14 protein-coding genes are annotated in these 15,010 nt (G+C 40.1%); 1 reads left to right on the top strand and 13 read right to left on the bottom strand.

Features of this window, described 5'->3' with window-relative positions; all coding sequences use genetic code 11:
• Positions 1–78 precede the first annotated feature (78 nt).
• From ADF75_RS00490 to ADF75_RS00440, 12 genes are all read right to left on the bottom strand, one after another.
• Entirely contained in the window at positions 79–2,061 is a 1,983-nt protein-coding gene (locus tag ADF75_RS00490) for a peptide ABC transporter substrate-binding protein (protein ID WP_048788745.1), read from the bottom strand.
• Between the two features lie 188 nt (positions 2,062–2,249).
• A complete protein-coding gene (locus ADF75_RS00485; RefSeq protein WP_048788744.1) occupies positions 2,250–2,924 on the bottom strand; it encodes a CPBP family intramembrane glutamic endopeptidase in 675 nt (224 codons plus the stop codon).
• A gap of 18 nt (positions 2,925–2,942) precedes the next feature.
• Positions 2,943–3,164 carry a hypothetical protein gene (locus tag ADF75_RS00480; protein ID WP_048691632.1) on the bottom strand — a complete coding sequence of 74 codons (222 nt, stop codon included), beginning with the start codon at positions 3,162–3,164 and terminating at the stop codon, positions 2,943–2,945.
• 61 nt (positions 3,165–3,225) lie between these two features.
• A complete protein-coding gene (locus tag ADF75_RS10355; protein WP_125389288.1) occupies positions 3,226–3,366 on the bottom strand; it encodes a bacteriocin in 141 nt (46 codons plus the stop codon).
• 210 nt (positions 3,367–3,576) lie between these two features.
• Complete coding sequence (locus ADF75_RS00475; protein ID WP_048788743.1) at positions 3,577–4,668, bottom strand: glycerol dehydrogenase; 1,092 nt, start codon at positions 4,666–4,668, stop codon at positions 3,577–3,579.
• Positions 4,669–4,682: 14 nt separating this feature from the next.
• A complete protein-coding gene (locus ADF75_RS00470) occupies positions 4,683–5,351 on the bottom strand; it encodes a fructose-6-phosphate aldolase (protein ID WP_048717592.1) in 669 nt (222 codons plus the stop codon).
• Positions 5,352–5,366: 15 nt separating this feature from the next.
• A complete protein-coding gene (locus tag ADF75_RS00465; RefSeq protein ID WP_023027619.1) occupies positions 5,367–7,805 on the bottom strand; it encodes a glycyl radical protein in 2,439 nt (812 codons plus the stop codon).
• A gap of 141 nt (positions 7,806–7,946) precedes the next feature.
• Entirely contained in the window at positions 7,947–9,248 is a 1,302-nt protein-coding gene (locus ADF75_RS00460) for a PTS sugar transporter subunit IIC (RefSeq protein WP_048691625.1), read from the bottom strand.
• An 11-nt stretch (positions 9,249–9,259) separates the two neighbouring features.
• Positions 9,260–9,568, bottom strand: coding sequence for a PTS sugar transporter subunit IIB (locus ADF75_RS00455; RefSeq protein WP_013904534.1), 309 nt, complete (start codon positions 9,566–9,568; stop codon positions 9,260–9,262).
• A gap of 13 nt (positions 9,569–9,581) precedes the next feature.
• Positions 9,582–9,905, bottom strand: coding sequence for a PTS lactose/cellobiose transporter subunit IIA (locus ADF75_RS00450; RefSeq protein ID WP_048691622.1), 324 nt, complete (start codon positions 9,903–9,905; stop codon positions 9,582–9,584).
• A 166-nt stretch (positions 9,906–10,071) separates the two neighbouring features.
• A complete protein-coding gene (locus tag ADF75_RS00445; RefSeq protein WP_048717591.1) occupies positions 10,072–11,043 on the bottom strand; it encodes a sugar-binding transcriptional regulator in 972 nt (323 codons plus the stop codon).
• Positions 11,044–11,057: 14 nt separating this feature from the next.
• Positions 11,058–11,801 (bottom strand): DeoR/GlpR family DNA-binding transcription regulator, encoded by a 744-nt coding sequence (locus tag ADF75_RS00440; RefSeq protein WP_048717589.1) that lies wholly within the window; start codon positions 11,799–11,801, stop codon positions 11,058–11,060.
• Positions 11,802–11,931: 130 nt separating this feature from the next.
• On the opposite strand from ADF75_RS00440, the gene ADF75_RS00435 reads away from it, so the two are divergent.
• On the top strand, positions 11,932–12,708 hold the full coding sequence (locus ADF75_RS00435; RefSeq protein WP_006595065.1) for a glycyl-radical enzyme activating protein: 777 nt from the start codon (positions 11,932–11,934) through the stop codon (positions 12,706–12,708).
• A gap of 258 nt (positions 12,709–12,966) precedes the next feature.
• Here the strand turns inward: ADF75_RS00435 and ADF75_RS00430 are convergent, their stop codons facing one another.
• A complete protein-coding gene (locus ADF75_RS00430) occupies positions 12,967–14,862 on the bottom strand; it encodes a M13 family metallopeptidase (protein WP_048788742.1) in 1,896 nt (631 codons plus the stop codon).
• Positions 14,863–15,010 lie beyond the last annotated feature (148 nt).

The raw sequence follows: 15,010 nt of genomic DNA, 5'->3' as shown, positions 1-15,010 counted from the left end.
GACGAAATCGAATTCTAACGAATTACCGATTTCTGTCCCATTCTCTTCCCTGTTCAATAGACAATTGCTCTTAAATTCCTAGTCTTCTACGTGACTTTCTAGTTCTTTTTGAGCTTTCTTATTGGATTCTTCTTTTTCTTTCTTCCATTGTTCACGCGCTTCATCGTACTCTTTGGCTGTCAAGACTTTGTCTTGCAATTCCAAGTACTTGTAGTTGAAGGATTGACCCTTGTGTCCTGTCCAAGCAAAGGCAGCTGAGTATGGAACTGTCTTACGCACACCTGGAGAGGCACCATCTGAATGAATCGGGATCAAGAGGGCACTATCTGTCAACCAAGCCTGAGCCTTAGCATATTTTTCATAGCGGGCATTGACATCTTTGGTTTCATTGTGCGCATCTTCGATCAATTGATCATATTCATCAAAACCAGCTTCTTTGGCTGCGGCATTATTGGTACCCGCATCAAATCCAAAGTAGGCATTGGCATTTTCACCCGTCTTAGAGTTTGTGATATCTAGGTAAGAAGATGGATCGGTATAGTCTGGTCCCCAACCCAAGTTATTGTTCAAATCCCAGTCTTGTTGAGAAGCATTTTCAGCAAAGTAGGTCACTCGTTGAAGATCATCCTCAGAAACCATTTTTAGGTCGATAACAACATTTTCTGACCCTAGGGTTGATTCAATCGATTGTTTAAAAGATTGGGCCTGTTTAACGCCTACAGTATAAGTTGATGCTACTGGAAGATCCAAATGAATTGGGAATTCAACTCCTTGACTTTGAAGTACTGTTTTAGCCTTAGCAAATTCTTCTTTTGCCTTATTTGGATTATAAAGAGTATCTTTTCCATCTGTAACAGATACTCCTTGCCATTCTTCCCCATGTTCTCCTAGATATTTTTCTACCGAGTTACCAAATTCTTTTCCATCAATTTGAACAAAGCTAGGTGGAACAAAAGTATTTCGAATAACCTTATCGGCAGATGCCTCACCATTAGCTTGAGCTACATATGCCTGACGATTAAATGCAAACAAGACTGCTTGACGGAAGTCCTTATTCAAGATTGCTTTCTTGGTTGAGCTCTTTTGAGCATCTGTCGTCTTCGTCGTAATCTCATAAGCTTGACGGTCAATATTGAAGGACAAGTTATAAGTAGAAGATCCTTGGTCACTAAAGACGATGTCATCTTTGTGTTTCTTCTCTACACTCTTATAGTTGGAACCATTCGGAAAGACACGGGCAACCGTAAAGTCTCCGTTATCAAAGCCACGAATCAAAGATTCTGAATCTTGTCCATCATAATAGGTTAGCTTGACCTTAGAAATTTTTACATTATCAGCATCCCAATAAGAGGGATTTTTTTCAAGGGTCACAACAGATTTAGATGTGATGGATTTAATCAAGTATGGGCCACAATAAAGAATACTAGAAGGGTTAGTGCCTTGACCGTAGTCATCCCCTTTAGAATCTAAGAATTCTTTATTAACTGGCATCAAAATGCCCATGGTGGTTTTAGAATTCCAGAAACTTTCAGGCTGATTCAACGTATACTCAATGGTATAATCATCAATAGCCTTGACTCCAACAGTAGAGAAATCTTTGGATTTTCCAGATACATAATCATCCAATCCTTTCACTGACTTCTGGACCAAGTAAAGAGCTTGAGACTTTTTATCCGCAGCATGTTGAAGCCCCGTCACAAAGTCTTGAGCCTTAACTTCTCCGAATTCTTCCCCCTCAGCGGTTACCCATTTAACCCCTTTACGGAGCTTATAAGTGTATGTCAAACCATCCTTTGAGACAGACCAATCCTTAGCAAGAGATGAAATTAAGTTCCCATACTGATCCACTTCTAATAAGCCATCTTCAGCATTTCCTGTAAATTCTGAAGTTGATTGCTTATTGGACAGAGAATAATCTAATGTATCTGGATCAGTAGTGTAAACATAGCTAAAAACTTTTTCACCCGAACTTGAAGATTTCCCTCCTTGTGAGCAGGCTACCAGTGCGCTTACAGACAAAAGTAGAGCGCCGGTGGCTAAGAGTAGCTTCCCTTTTTTCATATGGATCACCTCTGTATAAAATGTTATTCTTCATATTAAATTATAGCACTTTGTGGAAAAATGTAAACGTTTAACTGTATAATATTTCAAAAGTTAAGAAAAATAGTGGTTTTGATTCCATACAAAAAAGCAGTATTGAACTGCTTTTTTGATGATGAATAAAAGCCCCTGACACTAGCTCCCTTTGCTTAAATCCCACTGACCAGGAGGGATAAGAGGGTAAGGAAGCTATTCCAAGAGGCATGCTGAAGGATGGCCCAGTAGATCGATTTGGTATAGCGCAGGACCGCACAAAATAGCAGGCCCGGTACCAAGTAAACGATAAAGCTTGGCAAATCCCAACCATGCTGCCAGACATGCGAGAGGCTGAACAAGGAAGCAGACACCAGCATATCCAGCTTATACTTCTGATAAGATGCCAACGCCGTCATGACCAAATCACGAAAGACTAGTTCTTCCACAATAGGAGCCAGCAAGCAGGCATAGACATAACGTATCAATACCAAGGCCCAGCCTGACAAACCACTAGATACTTCTGCAAGGGCTACGGAATTCTTAGTCGGTGGAAATACCTCTGCAGAAAACATATCCCATAAAAAGTGAGCAAGAAAAACAAGCACAAAAACCGCAAAATAAGAAGCTTTAAAAGTAAATTTCCCGTACAAGTCCCAACGACGACTCTTTACCAAGAGTGTAACGGCTAACCCCCCAATCAATCCAATCAACAAGAGGAGCAAGCCATAATAAGAGTCATCCGATAGGTGGCCCACTAAATCCGTTGGGAGCCCCACGTTAAAAAGCGCAAAATTGATGCAGAGAATCCCTAGTGTCGCGAGTTGAAACGGTCTGTCTGTCTTTCTCATTGCATTCACCTTTCAATCTTACTTTCTTTTTCTACTAAACGCTGGCGCAATTTGCATTAACCAGCCAAAACCGCTACTCGTCGGAGACATTCCTTGATTCCCCCAGCCCGGGTAAATTCCAGAGGTTCCCCAGCCACCGCCACCATATGTTAGTTCAGGACTTCTGGTCGGAGTAATCACCCCTCCAACGGTTTGTTCAAGTTCATTTGTTGTCAATTCTGTTTCTGCATAGATTTTCATTTTTTCTCCTATTCTTCCTATCTAGATTTCAAAACACCATGATCAAGATTGCTATCATATCTTAAATACGAGCGAGCGGTGGTCGCTTCACAAAGCCAGGACGTCCAATCTCAATCTTATCTGACTGACCTGAAATCACATTTGGGCGAGAACCCCCACCTCCTACAATTTGTTCCAATTCTTTTTGACTACATTCTATCATTTCATTTCCTCCAATTTGTATTTGTAACGCTACCTCCTGAGTCTATCAAAAATCGGAGCATTTGCCTTTGATCCTTCTATATGGTTGCATTTTTCAGCTATGTGGAAGGGAAAAGCTATTCATTCAGAAGGATACACCTCCAAATCAAACGAAACGACCAACCATCAAAAAAACCATCGCCAACAGACGATGGTTTCTGTATTTCTTTGATTAGCCTAAGGACTTGACATAAGCATCTACTGCTACAATGGCTTGGGCAATATCAGAGGCTTGTACCTTGAATGGCATTTGATGGATGGTTTCTCCTTCGATGGTGGCTTGTTGGCCAACCTTGAGAAGATCTTCGTAGCTTGCATTTTCAAGATGCATTTCTTTCAGAGTGGTTGGCATACCTATTTGTTGATAGAAACGAATGTATTTATTCAATTCTTCTTTAGGACGATTTTCCAAGAACAATTGAACCAAGGTTCCATAAGCAACTTTTTCACCGTGAGTCAAATGGTGAATGTCTCCAGTGAGGGCAGTAAAGCCATTATGGATGGCGTGAGCTGCTGCCAAGCCACCACTTTCAAATCCAATCCCACTGAGAAGGGTATTGGCTTCAATGATGTTTTCAAGAGCAGGCGTTACAACTTTGGCTTCACAAGCAGCCATGGCTTGAAGTCCGTCTGCAAATAAGATTTCTTCACAACGTTGCGCAATCGCGACACCCGCTAAAGTTTGGTGTTTTCCTAGCATGGTTTTTCCGTTAGCTTGCATCACCGCACGCGCTTCAACCCAAGTCGCTAAGCCATCTGCGATACCAGAAGCGAGCAAACGTTTTGGTGCTTGAGAGATGACTTTGCTATCCACCAAGACTAATTCTGGGTTTTTAGAATAGAAGATATAGCGAGCAAAGGCACCTTCATCCGTGTAGATAACTGACAAGGCCGAAACCGGAGCATCTGTAGAGGCAATGGTCGGAGCAATGACAACTGGTGATTTTAGAAGATCGGCAATGGCTTTTGCACTGTCGATGGTCTTTCCTCCACCAAGTCCGATGACTAAGTCACAGCCGTTCTCTTCTGCCAGACTGACCACACGATTGATTTCATTGTCAGAAGCTTCACCATTGAAGAATACTGGCAAGACTGTAAAGCCATACCGAAGGAGATACTTTTCAAAACGTTCCCCTACGATATCATAGACCACTGAATCACAGAGTAAAACGGGATGACTCCCCAGTTCTAAAATTGGTTTTGCATTTTCAAATAAAGCATTTTCCCCTTGAATGTAACGAGATGGACTTGCAAAATTTCTCATACACTCCTCCTTTATCAAATTGTATTCTTATGATGAACGGCTGACCAATCTGCCTCGAAGTCATCTACTGCTTTTGCAATAGAAGGCATTCCAAAAGCTGCTTCAAAGACATCTGCCCCTGCCGTAATTGCTTGTGTTCCTTCTTTAAATGCTCGATTAACTTGAGCCACATTTTTAAAGGAAGCTGCTAGAATTTTGCTTGATGAATGATCACGCTCTATGGCACTCGCTAACTGAGAAATAACCTGAGCTGAATCAATGTTTAAGTTTTCCATACGATTGTAATAAGGTGCTAAATAGTCGGCTCCTGCCTCAATCGCCAACAGCCCTTGAAAAACAGTATAGATTGCTGTTGCAGTAATTTTGTAACCCTCTGCTTTTAACACTTTAATTGCAGCAAGTCCTTCAGGTGTTACTGGGACTTTAATATAGGTGTTTTCATCGCATTGTTCGCGAATTTTAGCCGCATCTTTCAAAATCCCTTCATAATCTTTTGCGACAACTTGAACATGGATGGAAGGAGAGCCCCCAATGATTTCTCGCACCTTATGGATACGATCAAAAAAATCAATGTCCCCTTCTTTTTTAGCAATTGTTGGGTTCGAAGTTACCCCAGCAAGGGGTAACACTCGTGCCCATTTTTTTATCTCATCTAAATTTAAAGTATCAAGCATAAATTCCATATACATACCTCTTTACTATAGAGTATGCTCTGTCCGTCCAATAATATCATCTTGTGTAGCTCTTGATAGTACATTGAAGAAAGCTGAGTAGCCTGCAACACGTACAATTAAGTCACGGTGTTTTTCCGGATGTTTTTGAGCATCTAACAACGTTTCTCTAGAAACCACATTGTATTGAATATGGTATCCATGTAGACGATTAAAGAACGTACGGAGTAAAGCAATAAGTTTTAATTTATCTTCTTCTTTGGCTAAAGTTTGTGGGTTTACTTTTTGGTTCAGTAAAACACCACCAACAATTTCATCTGTTGGCAATTTAGAAACAGATTTTAGAACAGATGTTGGGCCATGTTGGTCCATATTGTGGGATGGAGAGCATCCTTCTGCTAGTGGAGTTCCAGCATTACGACCGTCCGGAGTAGCTAATGTTCCACGACCTTGTCCTACATTAGCTGAAATAGAAGATGTACCTGAGTAACGGATACCACCGATTGGCCCACGTCCATAGCGAGTATTTGGATATTTAGCAATTTCATCCACATAAATATCGTATGCTTCTCGAACTAAGCTGTCCGCATAGTCATCATCGTTTCCATACTTCGGTGCATCATGGATAAGCATCTCTTGGATTTCTTTTCCACGTTCGCCCTCGTAATCGGTTTCCAGAGCATGCCATAGCTCTTGTGGTGTTAAGCGTCCTTCTTCGAATACCAGTTTCTTGATTGCTGCAAGTGAATCGGATAAGTTTGCAATACCCACTTGTAGACCAGAAATATAATCGTAGACAGCTCCACCTTCTTTTAGGTGTTTTCCACGTCCAATACAGTCATCTGTCAAAGCTGAACAGAGGATATCTGGCACTTCTCTTTCAAGAGATAGGTCGATCGAGTTTTCTACGATCACACTCATGCGGGTTAAGTGGCGCAAAGTCTTGTCCCAAGCAGTCTGCAATTCATCGAAGCTCTTCATGTCTTTAAAATGACCGAAGCTTGGTGCAAAGCGCTTACCAGAAGCAGGATCGATTCCGTCGTTCATCGTGATGAGCAAAACTTTAGGGAAGTTCATATAACTCATACCTGTACAGCGATATCCCCATTTACCTGGAACAGCTGTTTCTACACAACCAATTGCACTGTAATCATAAGCATCTTCTTCAAGAACACCTTTTGAAATAAAGGATGGAATAATGATCTCATCATTATTGAAAGCAGGCATACCGAATCCGAGCTTCATAACTTCAATACATTCGTTCATGAAGCGGGCATCCAAACCAGCGTGGTAACGAACAGTTAAGTTTGGTTGAGGAAGGTGAGTTTGAGCAACAGACTTCAACACCAAATAAGACAATGGGTTGACGGCATCTTTCTTATCACGCGTTTGACCACCAATCGTAACGTTTTGATAAAGCGGACTACCTGCAGATGAGAAGGTATGTGCTTGACTACGTACTTTGTTAATTGTAATAGTCTTAATCCAAAGGTTGGTCAAGCGTTCAACAATACTCTCTTCAGTTTCCCGTCCACTTTCCAAATCAGCTTTAACGTATGGATACATATATTGGTCAAAACGGCCATATGAAAGTGAGTGTCCATTTGATTCAATCTGAAGAATACATTGGATAAACCAAACAGACTGAACAGCCTCTGCAAATGTACTTGCAGGCTCGTATGGAACTTTCGAGCAAATCTCTGCAATTTCAAGCAATTCCTTCTTACGTTCAGGAGTTGCTGTTTCAGCAAGTTGTTTAGCAAGTTCCACAAATCGTTGAGCATAGGTCTTAACAGCATCAACTACGATAAAGATTGAATCGTAAAAATGGTACTTATCAATGCTAGCTGGATCCGTTAGATCTAGGGCTGCTTTAGCTTGGCGAGCTCTTTCTTCAAAACCTTTCAAGCCATATTGCAATAATTTTTGATAATTGACTGCTAAGTGGGCATCTCCTGAATTCATCTTCCCTTCCATACCGAAGAATCCTGTTTCCATATAGACAGATACTTCTTCAGGTAGAAGAGCTCCAGCTCTTGCACGTAAGTTATTATTTTCCCAGAACGGTGCGATACTACGGAGCTGCTCTTTCGTTTCTTCCGTAATATAAAAGACGTCACCATCCCGCTTTTCAAAAAGATCCAATTCCTTCAGAACGAACTCTAAAGTATATTCTGGGAAGATCGGAGCATCTTTATTAGAGGATGCTTGGTTTCCAGCAATCATGGATTCATCCTCAATATAGATTGTCATATTTTCAAGAATCTCTTTCAACATATAGGCACGTTTAAGAACATTTGGTTGTTCCTTATAACGATCATATGCCTTAGTTGCAAGAACAGCACGTTCAGCATCGATGTAAGGCTTCTTGTTTAAGACATCTTCACGATACTTATTCATGCGTTCAGTGAGGCTTCCAAAATATTCTGTTTTAATGCTTGTACTTGCTACTTCTACTTGTTTCATTTTTTCAAAACCTTTCTTTTGAAATTATTTTGTTTTCTTTCGTAACTATAGTAGCATTAAATTTTACGAATTTCAATGAATTATGGATTATACCTATAAATTCTATTCTAGTCGCACATCTGTGCATTCCTAATAAACGCACTATTTTTCAGCTTGTAATTCATTGTTATAAGCAAGATTATCTTGGAATTTAAAGAATGGGAAGTATACAACTGTCGAGGTTGCAAGAACTAGCACTTGAACGAAAGCACCTTGCCAACCTCCAACCATAAATCCAGAAATAATGGCTGGTGTACTCCAAGGAAGTGTCACACCTGAGAATGGATGCATGAACCCAATAGCAATTGAAGTATAAACAATTATCGCTGCTAAAATTGGAACGATAATAAATGGAAGGAACATCACTGGGTTCATTACAATTGGGAAGCCAAATACGACGGGTTCATTAACATTGAAGATTGCAGGAAAAGCTGCAACTTTCCCAAGTGCCTTATATTGTTTTGACTTAGCAGCAAATAACATAGCAATAACCAAACCAAAGGTTATACCTGATCCAGACAAAATAAGGAAACTATCTAGGAATTGTTGGGTTACAATGTGGGCACCATTTTCAACGGATAGCTTCCCAGCTGCCAACATTGATTTATTGGCATCCAGGTTAGAAAGTAGCAAGGCTGTTACTACACCATTGACAACTGATTGTCCATGCACACCAAACCACCACAAGAACGAAATAAAGAAGGCAATTCCAATCGCTCCGTAAAGTGATCCTGTTAGACCTTGTAGAGGAACCTGAATGACATCATAAATCATTTCAATGAAGGTACCGCCACTTGTCACTACTTTTGATACGATATAGACAATCATTGATAGTAAGAAAATCACGAAAGCAGGAATCATCGCTTCAAATTGTTTGGCAATGGCTTGAGGTACTTGTTCTGGCATTTTAATAACAATATGTCTTTGGATAAACACAGTATAAATCGCACCAACTACCAGACCAATAATAATGGCACCAATAATCCCTTGACCACCAAACCATACTTTTGCAATGGCATCACCAATCGGTTCTCCCTTAGCTGGTACATAAGAAGATTTTAACAAGATAAAGAATGAAGATAGGGACAAAACTCCTGCTGGCAAAGGCTCTACTCCACTGTTTTTAGCATATGAATAACCAATGGAGAAGCAAGAAATTAATCCCATGATGGCGAATGTTCCTGAATAAACCTGCATAAATGGCTCTGTCCATGTATCGCCAAATACACTAGCAATAGCCTGGTTAAGACCTTCAAATGGTAATTGCCCAATAATCAGAAACAAACTACCAACTACCGTTAATGGAAGGATCGCTAACATCCCATCTTTAAGAGCAATAATTCCTTTCATGTTTACAAAACGCATGATTGGAGCGATAATTTTCTGAGAATTAAAATTAGACATGGGAAGCCTCCTTATTTTTCTCCTAGCAATTCTAGAGCTAGATTTAGTACTTTCTTACCATCCAACATCCCATAATCTGCCATAGGGATGACAGCAATAGGAATATGGTTTGCCTCACAAATCGCTTTTGATTTATCCAAAGTATAAGCTACTTGAGGGCCCAACAATGCGACATCGATTTCTGGGGCAAAATCTGCTAATTTCGCTTGAGAATAGGCATCGATTTCAGCATCAATCCCTAATTCCTTAGCCGCCACCTTCATATTATTTACCAACATTCCTGTTGAAAATCCTGCTGCACAAAACAATCCAATTTTCATCTTCTTTTCCTCCTTATTGTTTCGCTGAAAGTTCTTTACGTAAGTCAATCATTTCTTTAATCAAGTTAATCTCTGTGATTGAAGTCATTAAGTGATCTTGTGAGTGCACAAACAGAGCTGTAATATCTGTCTTTGTCCCACCTGCTTCCTGGGCTAAAAATTGTGTTTGCAGGTTATGCGCTTCTAGCAATGCTGCATCTGCTTTTGCAATTTCGCCTTCAGAAGATGTAAAATCGCCCTCCTTAGCATATGATAAAGCTTGGTAAATATGCTGTTTAGCATCACCCGCATTTAAAATCAATCCCATAATAATTTGGTCTGCAACAATTATTTCCATGTGCACTACACTCCTTTGTCAATCTACTGAAAGCGCTTTTTCTATTGTCAATATACCATTTATATTTTTGCCGGTCAATAAAAATCGCAACATTTGATTGTTGTTTTTGATTTTTGCACATTTGTGCTTTTTGACTCAAAAAAATAAGGACCGCATTCCTGCTGTCCTATTTTTTAGTAAATTGCTGATCACCATCTAATTCTAAGACTTTTAAGATCGTTGCTTCATCTGTGACTAAATGATTGATATAGTTGGCTTTCAAAACCGATAAAATTGCTTTTGCTTTCTGATCACCGTAGGCCAAAGAGATGGTGTTTGGTACCTTTCTCAATTCCTCTAATGTGATTGATATTGTTCTTTCCTGTAATTCAGGATAAACTGGGATACCTTCTTGATCAAAGAAACGACAGCATACTTCTCCTACAGCATGTTCTGACTCCAATTTCTTAAAATCATTTGATGTCAGCATATCAAACCACTGAGGATTCTTGCTATCTGCATAGCCACCAATCCCTACAGCCGCAACATCCAAACAACGCCAACTAGCTTTCAAATCCTCAAAATACTTAGAAGATAAGATGCCTTCCGTCACCTCAGAATTTTCTTGAATGACACTCGCGTTTATAAAATGACATTCCCCATGAAATTTACTCGCCATACTGTAGATCAGCGTATTGACATGGTAGCGAGCATGAATATGACTGGGACCTCCAGCTAGGGGATAAAACTGAACACCATCCAAGCGCTTCGTTCCAACTTGTTCTACCATTAATCTGAGAGACTTGCCCCATGAAAATCCGACTGTCATTCCATCTTCAATCAAATTACGAAGCATGACCGCACTTGCTTGCGCCAGTCGCTTTTCAAGGCTTTCTCGAGGCTCATCAACTAGATTCGGTATAATCTCAATAGCTTTTAAGCCATATTTTTGTTTGATATAATTTTCTAAATGGAAGAGGCGAGTATCAAAGTTTTCGATTTCAATTTTTACTACGCCCTCTTTCTTAGCTTCTGCTAGCATTCTGCTGACAGTTGTACGGTAGATTCCAGTTTCTGCTGCGATTTGCGATTGACTTTTGTCTTCAACATAGTATAGATAGGCTAATTTAGCAAGTAACTTTTTCCGTTCATCTTTCAATTGGCTTCTCCTTCTTATACTAAGGTTAAAATCGTTTGCGAATCCTCAAGTTTTTCTTTCGCTTCTTGAGATATATTCTTATCTGTTATGACTCTCGAAACTTGTGAAAGTGCAAATCGTCTGACAGTTCCACATTTCCCAAATTTACTTGAATCTGTTAAGACAATCACTTCTTTAGAAACATCAGACATAGCTTGAACAACTTCACTTCTCATCATATCTTTCCCAGTAAAGCCAAGTTCGTCATCATATCCGTCTACCCCTACAAAAGCAAAGGGAACTCTAAACGAGCGGATTAATTCTTTCAAAAGCGGACCTACAGTCACTCTCGATTCTTTTTGAAATTCACCACCAAGTAGGATGATTTTACAAGAATCATATTCCTGAATATAATCTGCAATAAAGTAAGAATTTGTCACAATCTTGACATTCTTTTTTGTTTGGCAAATTTCTTCTGCTAGCAAGGCACATGTAGAGCCCGATTCAATCAAAACCGTGTCGTTATCCTTAATTAATTTAGCAGCTTCCCTGGCTATTCTTTTCTTGGTATCATATTGAAAGGACAATCGAACATTGATATCATCTCCACTATTTAAAACAGCATAGCCGTGTTCTCTATGCAATAATCCTTTGGATTCTAGCTTGTCCAAATCCTTTCGAATGGTCACTTTAGAGACTTGTAATTTCTCAGACAAGCTATTAACATCAATCTTTTCAAATTCCGATACTAATTTCAATATTTCATCTAAACGTTGCATTGTTTTTACCTCTTCTCTATTTTAGCAAATTTTCGAGTGAATTCAAAACAAAATAAACTTTCGTTCGTAATTGAATTAGTTTCTTAAATAATGTATAATGGACTTACTAGATTGATAGGAGAGCAAAAATATGGAACAAAATCGTGGCATAATCTTTAATATCCAACACTTTAGTATCCATGATGGCCCTGGAATCCGAACTACTGTATTTCTAAAAGGATGTCCCCTGCGTTGTCCATGGTGCTCCAATCCTGAATCCCAGCGTGCAAATCCTGAAAAAATGTTGGATGCTGTTACTAAAAAGGAAACCATCACAGGAGAAGAAAAAACAGTTACAGAAATCATAGATGATGTCTTAAAAGACGTTGACTTCTACGAAGAATCTGGTGGTGGCCTTACCCTGTCTGGTGGAGAAATCTTCGCTCAATTTGAATTTGCCAAAGCAATCTTAAAAGCTGCGAAAGAAGTTGGACTTCATACTGCAATCGAAACGACAGCTTTTGTTGAACATGAGAAATTTGTCGATCTCATTCAGTATGTTGATTTTATTTATACAGACCTTAAACATTACAATACACTTAAACATAAGAAGGTTGTCGGAGTCAACAATCATCTGATTATTAAAAATATTCATTATGCCTTTGCTCAAAACAAAACAATCGTTTTACGTATCCCAGTCATCCCTAATTTCAACGACTCTTTAAATGATGCTGAAGAATTTGCTTCTCTTTTTAATTCTCTCGATATCGATGAAGTACAACTTCTCCCATTTCACCAGTTTGGAGAAAACAAATACAAGCTTTTAGGACGTCGCTATGAAATGGAAGGAATAAAAGCCCTGCATCCAGAAGATTTATATGACTACCAGCAAGTTTTTTTAGATCATGACATTCACTGTTATTTCTAATCCACTCAAAAATCCCCAAAGCTAGTTTCAGTAGATTGAAACTTGGCTTTGGGGATTTCTTATTCTTTCACGAGCATCGAGAAAATCATTGCTTAATTGAAGTCGAGACTACTTCCTTTGAAAAAATGATAAATCACTATCACAAAATTGAACTCGCCCTAAAAGCGTCGAGAAAAAGAGAGATTGACTGGTGGACATGGCCCACATAGTCAATCTCCTATTTTCTTCTCGCTTTTTTTACGGGCTTAGTATCTTAGACTACCAAATGATCACGCGGTCTTCTGGTGCACGCCACATGCCGTCACCTTCTCTGACATCAAAGGTTTCAAAGAATTCATCAAAGTTTGGTAACTGAACATTGGTACGGAGTTTTCCTGGTGCGTGGACATCGACACTTGCGAGAAGTTGCATGTACTCTGTCCGAGCTTTCATGCGCCAGATGCGGGCAAAGTTGGTGAAGAACTCTTCTGCTGAGAAATCTTCCTCTTTCTTAGCCGCTTCAAGGGCTGCAGCGATCCCTCCGAGGTCTGCCACGTTTTCAGAAACGGTCAATTTCCCGTTAATCTTGGCACCGTATGAGTCTTGACCTTCGAACTGATCGATAACTTTTTGCGTGCGAGCAGTAAAGGCTTCATAATCTTCTGGCTTCCACCAGTCTTTCAAGCTACCGTGCTCGTCAAAGGAAGCACCATTGGTGTCAAAGGCGTGGGAGATTTCATGGGCAATGACTGCACCGATTCCGCCGTAGTTGGCTGATGACGATTGGTGAAGGTCATAGAATGGTGCTTGCAGAATTGCTGCCGGGAAGACGATTTGGTTTTGTTGCGGATCATAGTAGGCATTGACCATATTAGCTGGCATATGCCACTCGCTTCGATCGACTGGTTGGTTCCACTTACTCCAGACATGCTCGATGGAAATTTGAGCCAATTTTTGAGCATTTTCCACCAAGGTCTTGCTTTCGTCGATGATCTTTTTGGCGTATGTTTCAGGTAACTTTTCAGGGTAACCGATATGTGGTGTGATGACATTGAGTTTGACAATGGCTTTTTCGCGAGTCTCAGGAGCGAGCCAGTCTGCTTTTTCTAAGCGATCCTTATAGACCTCAATCATGGTCGCTACTTTATGCTCTACGTCTGCTTTCGCTTCTGGTGAGAATTTTTCTCCTGCATACCAAAGGCCAAGTGCTTGGCTATAAGGTCCTTCTGCCAAAGCCAGAGCTGCTTTTTCTTTCGGACGTGCTTCTGGTGTCCCTGTAATCGTACGGCTATACTCACCAGATAAGACACGGATTTCTTCAGTCAAGAAAGACGTCCAAGAAAGAGCTGCACTGAGTTTCAACTTGGCATGAAGGGTTTCCCAGTTGGCTGCTGAGTAGAATTTTGGCGCAAATTCCTTCCAGAAGCGCTCTTCTGGAACAATGATAGTATCTGGCGTTTGCCCGATCACTTCTGTAAAGAAGGTATCGAGTGGCAATTCTGGAACCAAGGCCTTGAAATCTGCCCACTCATAAGGATGGTAGAGTTTGTTGTACTCGGATTTTTCTTCGTTTGACAAGACATATTTGGCCAATTCTGCATCGGCCGCAATCACCTTATCCAGGATATCTTTGATTTCTTCCTCTGAGAAATCAAATTTTGCCAAGAGCTTTTCAACCATTTGACGCCAAACAGCCAATAACTCTGGGCCTTTTTCATTGCCTTCTTCATAGTAGGTCGTATCAGGCAAGATCAAACCGAGTGCTTCTCCCCACAAGACATTCATTTGGGCATTCATAAAGTCTGGTGACACGCTAAATGGCATGAGATTTGGTTTGCCAGCTAGCTCATAGGTCCCCAACTTACTGGTATAGTCTTCAAAAGAAGACAAGGCCTTGATTTCATTGATCAAGGGCATAGCTGGAGCCACACCAGCTGCTTCTCGCGCATCAAAATCTGCCACCATCTTGTGGTATTTGACAAAGTTTTGGAGAATACTGTCTTCTGGCAGCTCTTCTCCTCGTTGCCATTTTCCGGTAATATCCAACATCAAGTTTTCGATCTCTTGGATCAAGTCCATAAAACCACCGGTTGACGGTTTGTCATCTGGAATCACAGCTGTCTCAGCCCATTTCCCGTTGACGTAATCATAAAAATCATCTTGTAAACGTACCATGATCTTCTCACTTTCAATCTTTTGTAATAACCTTATCAAAAATAGGTCTATTTTTCAATGATTACAAGTGAGTTAATCTAAATTATTTAAAAAAATTAACTTGACTTAATTTTTTAATTTATGTATATTAATGGTAAAGGAGAAAAAT

It is taken from the genome of Streptococcus sp. 1171_SSPC, from assembly GCF_001069335.1.
Classification (GTDB): domain Bacteria; phylum Bacillota; class Bacilli; order Lactobacillales; family Streptococcaceae; genus Streptococcus; species Streptococcus xiaochunlingii.
Note: the sequence above shows the minus strand (reverse complement) of the source record. Positions and strands in the feature narration are given on the sequence as shown.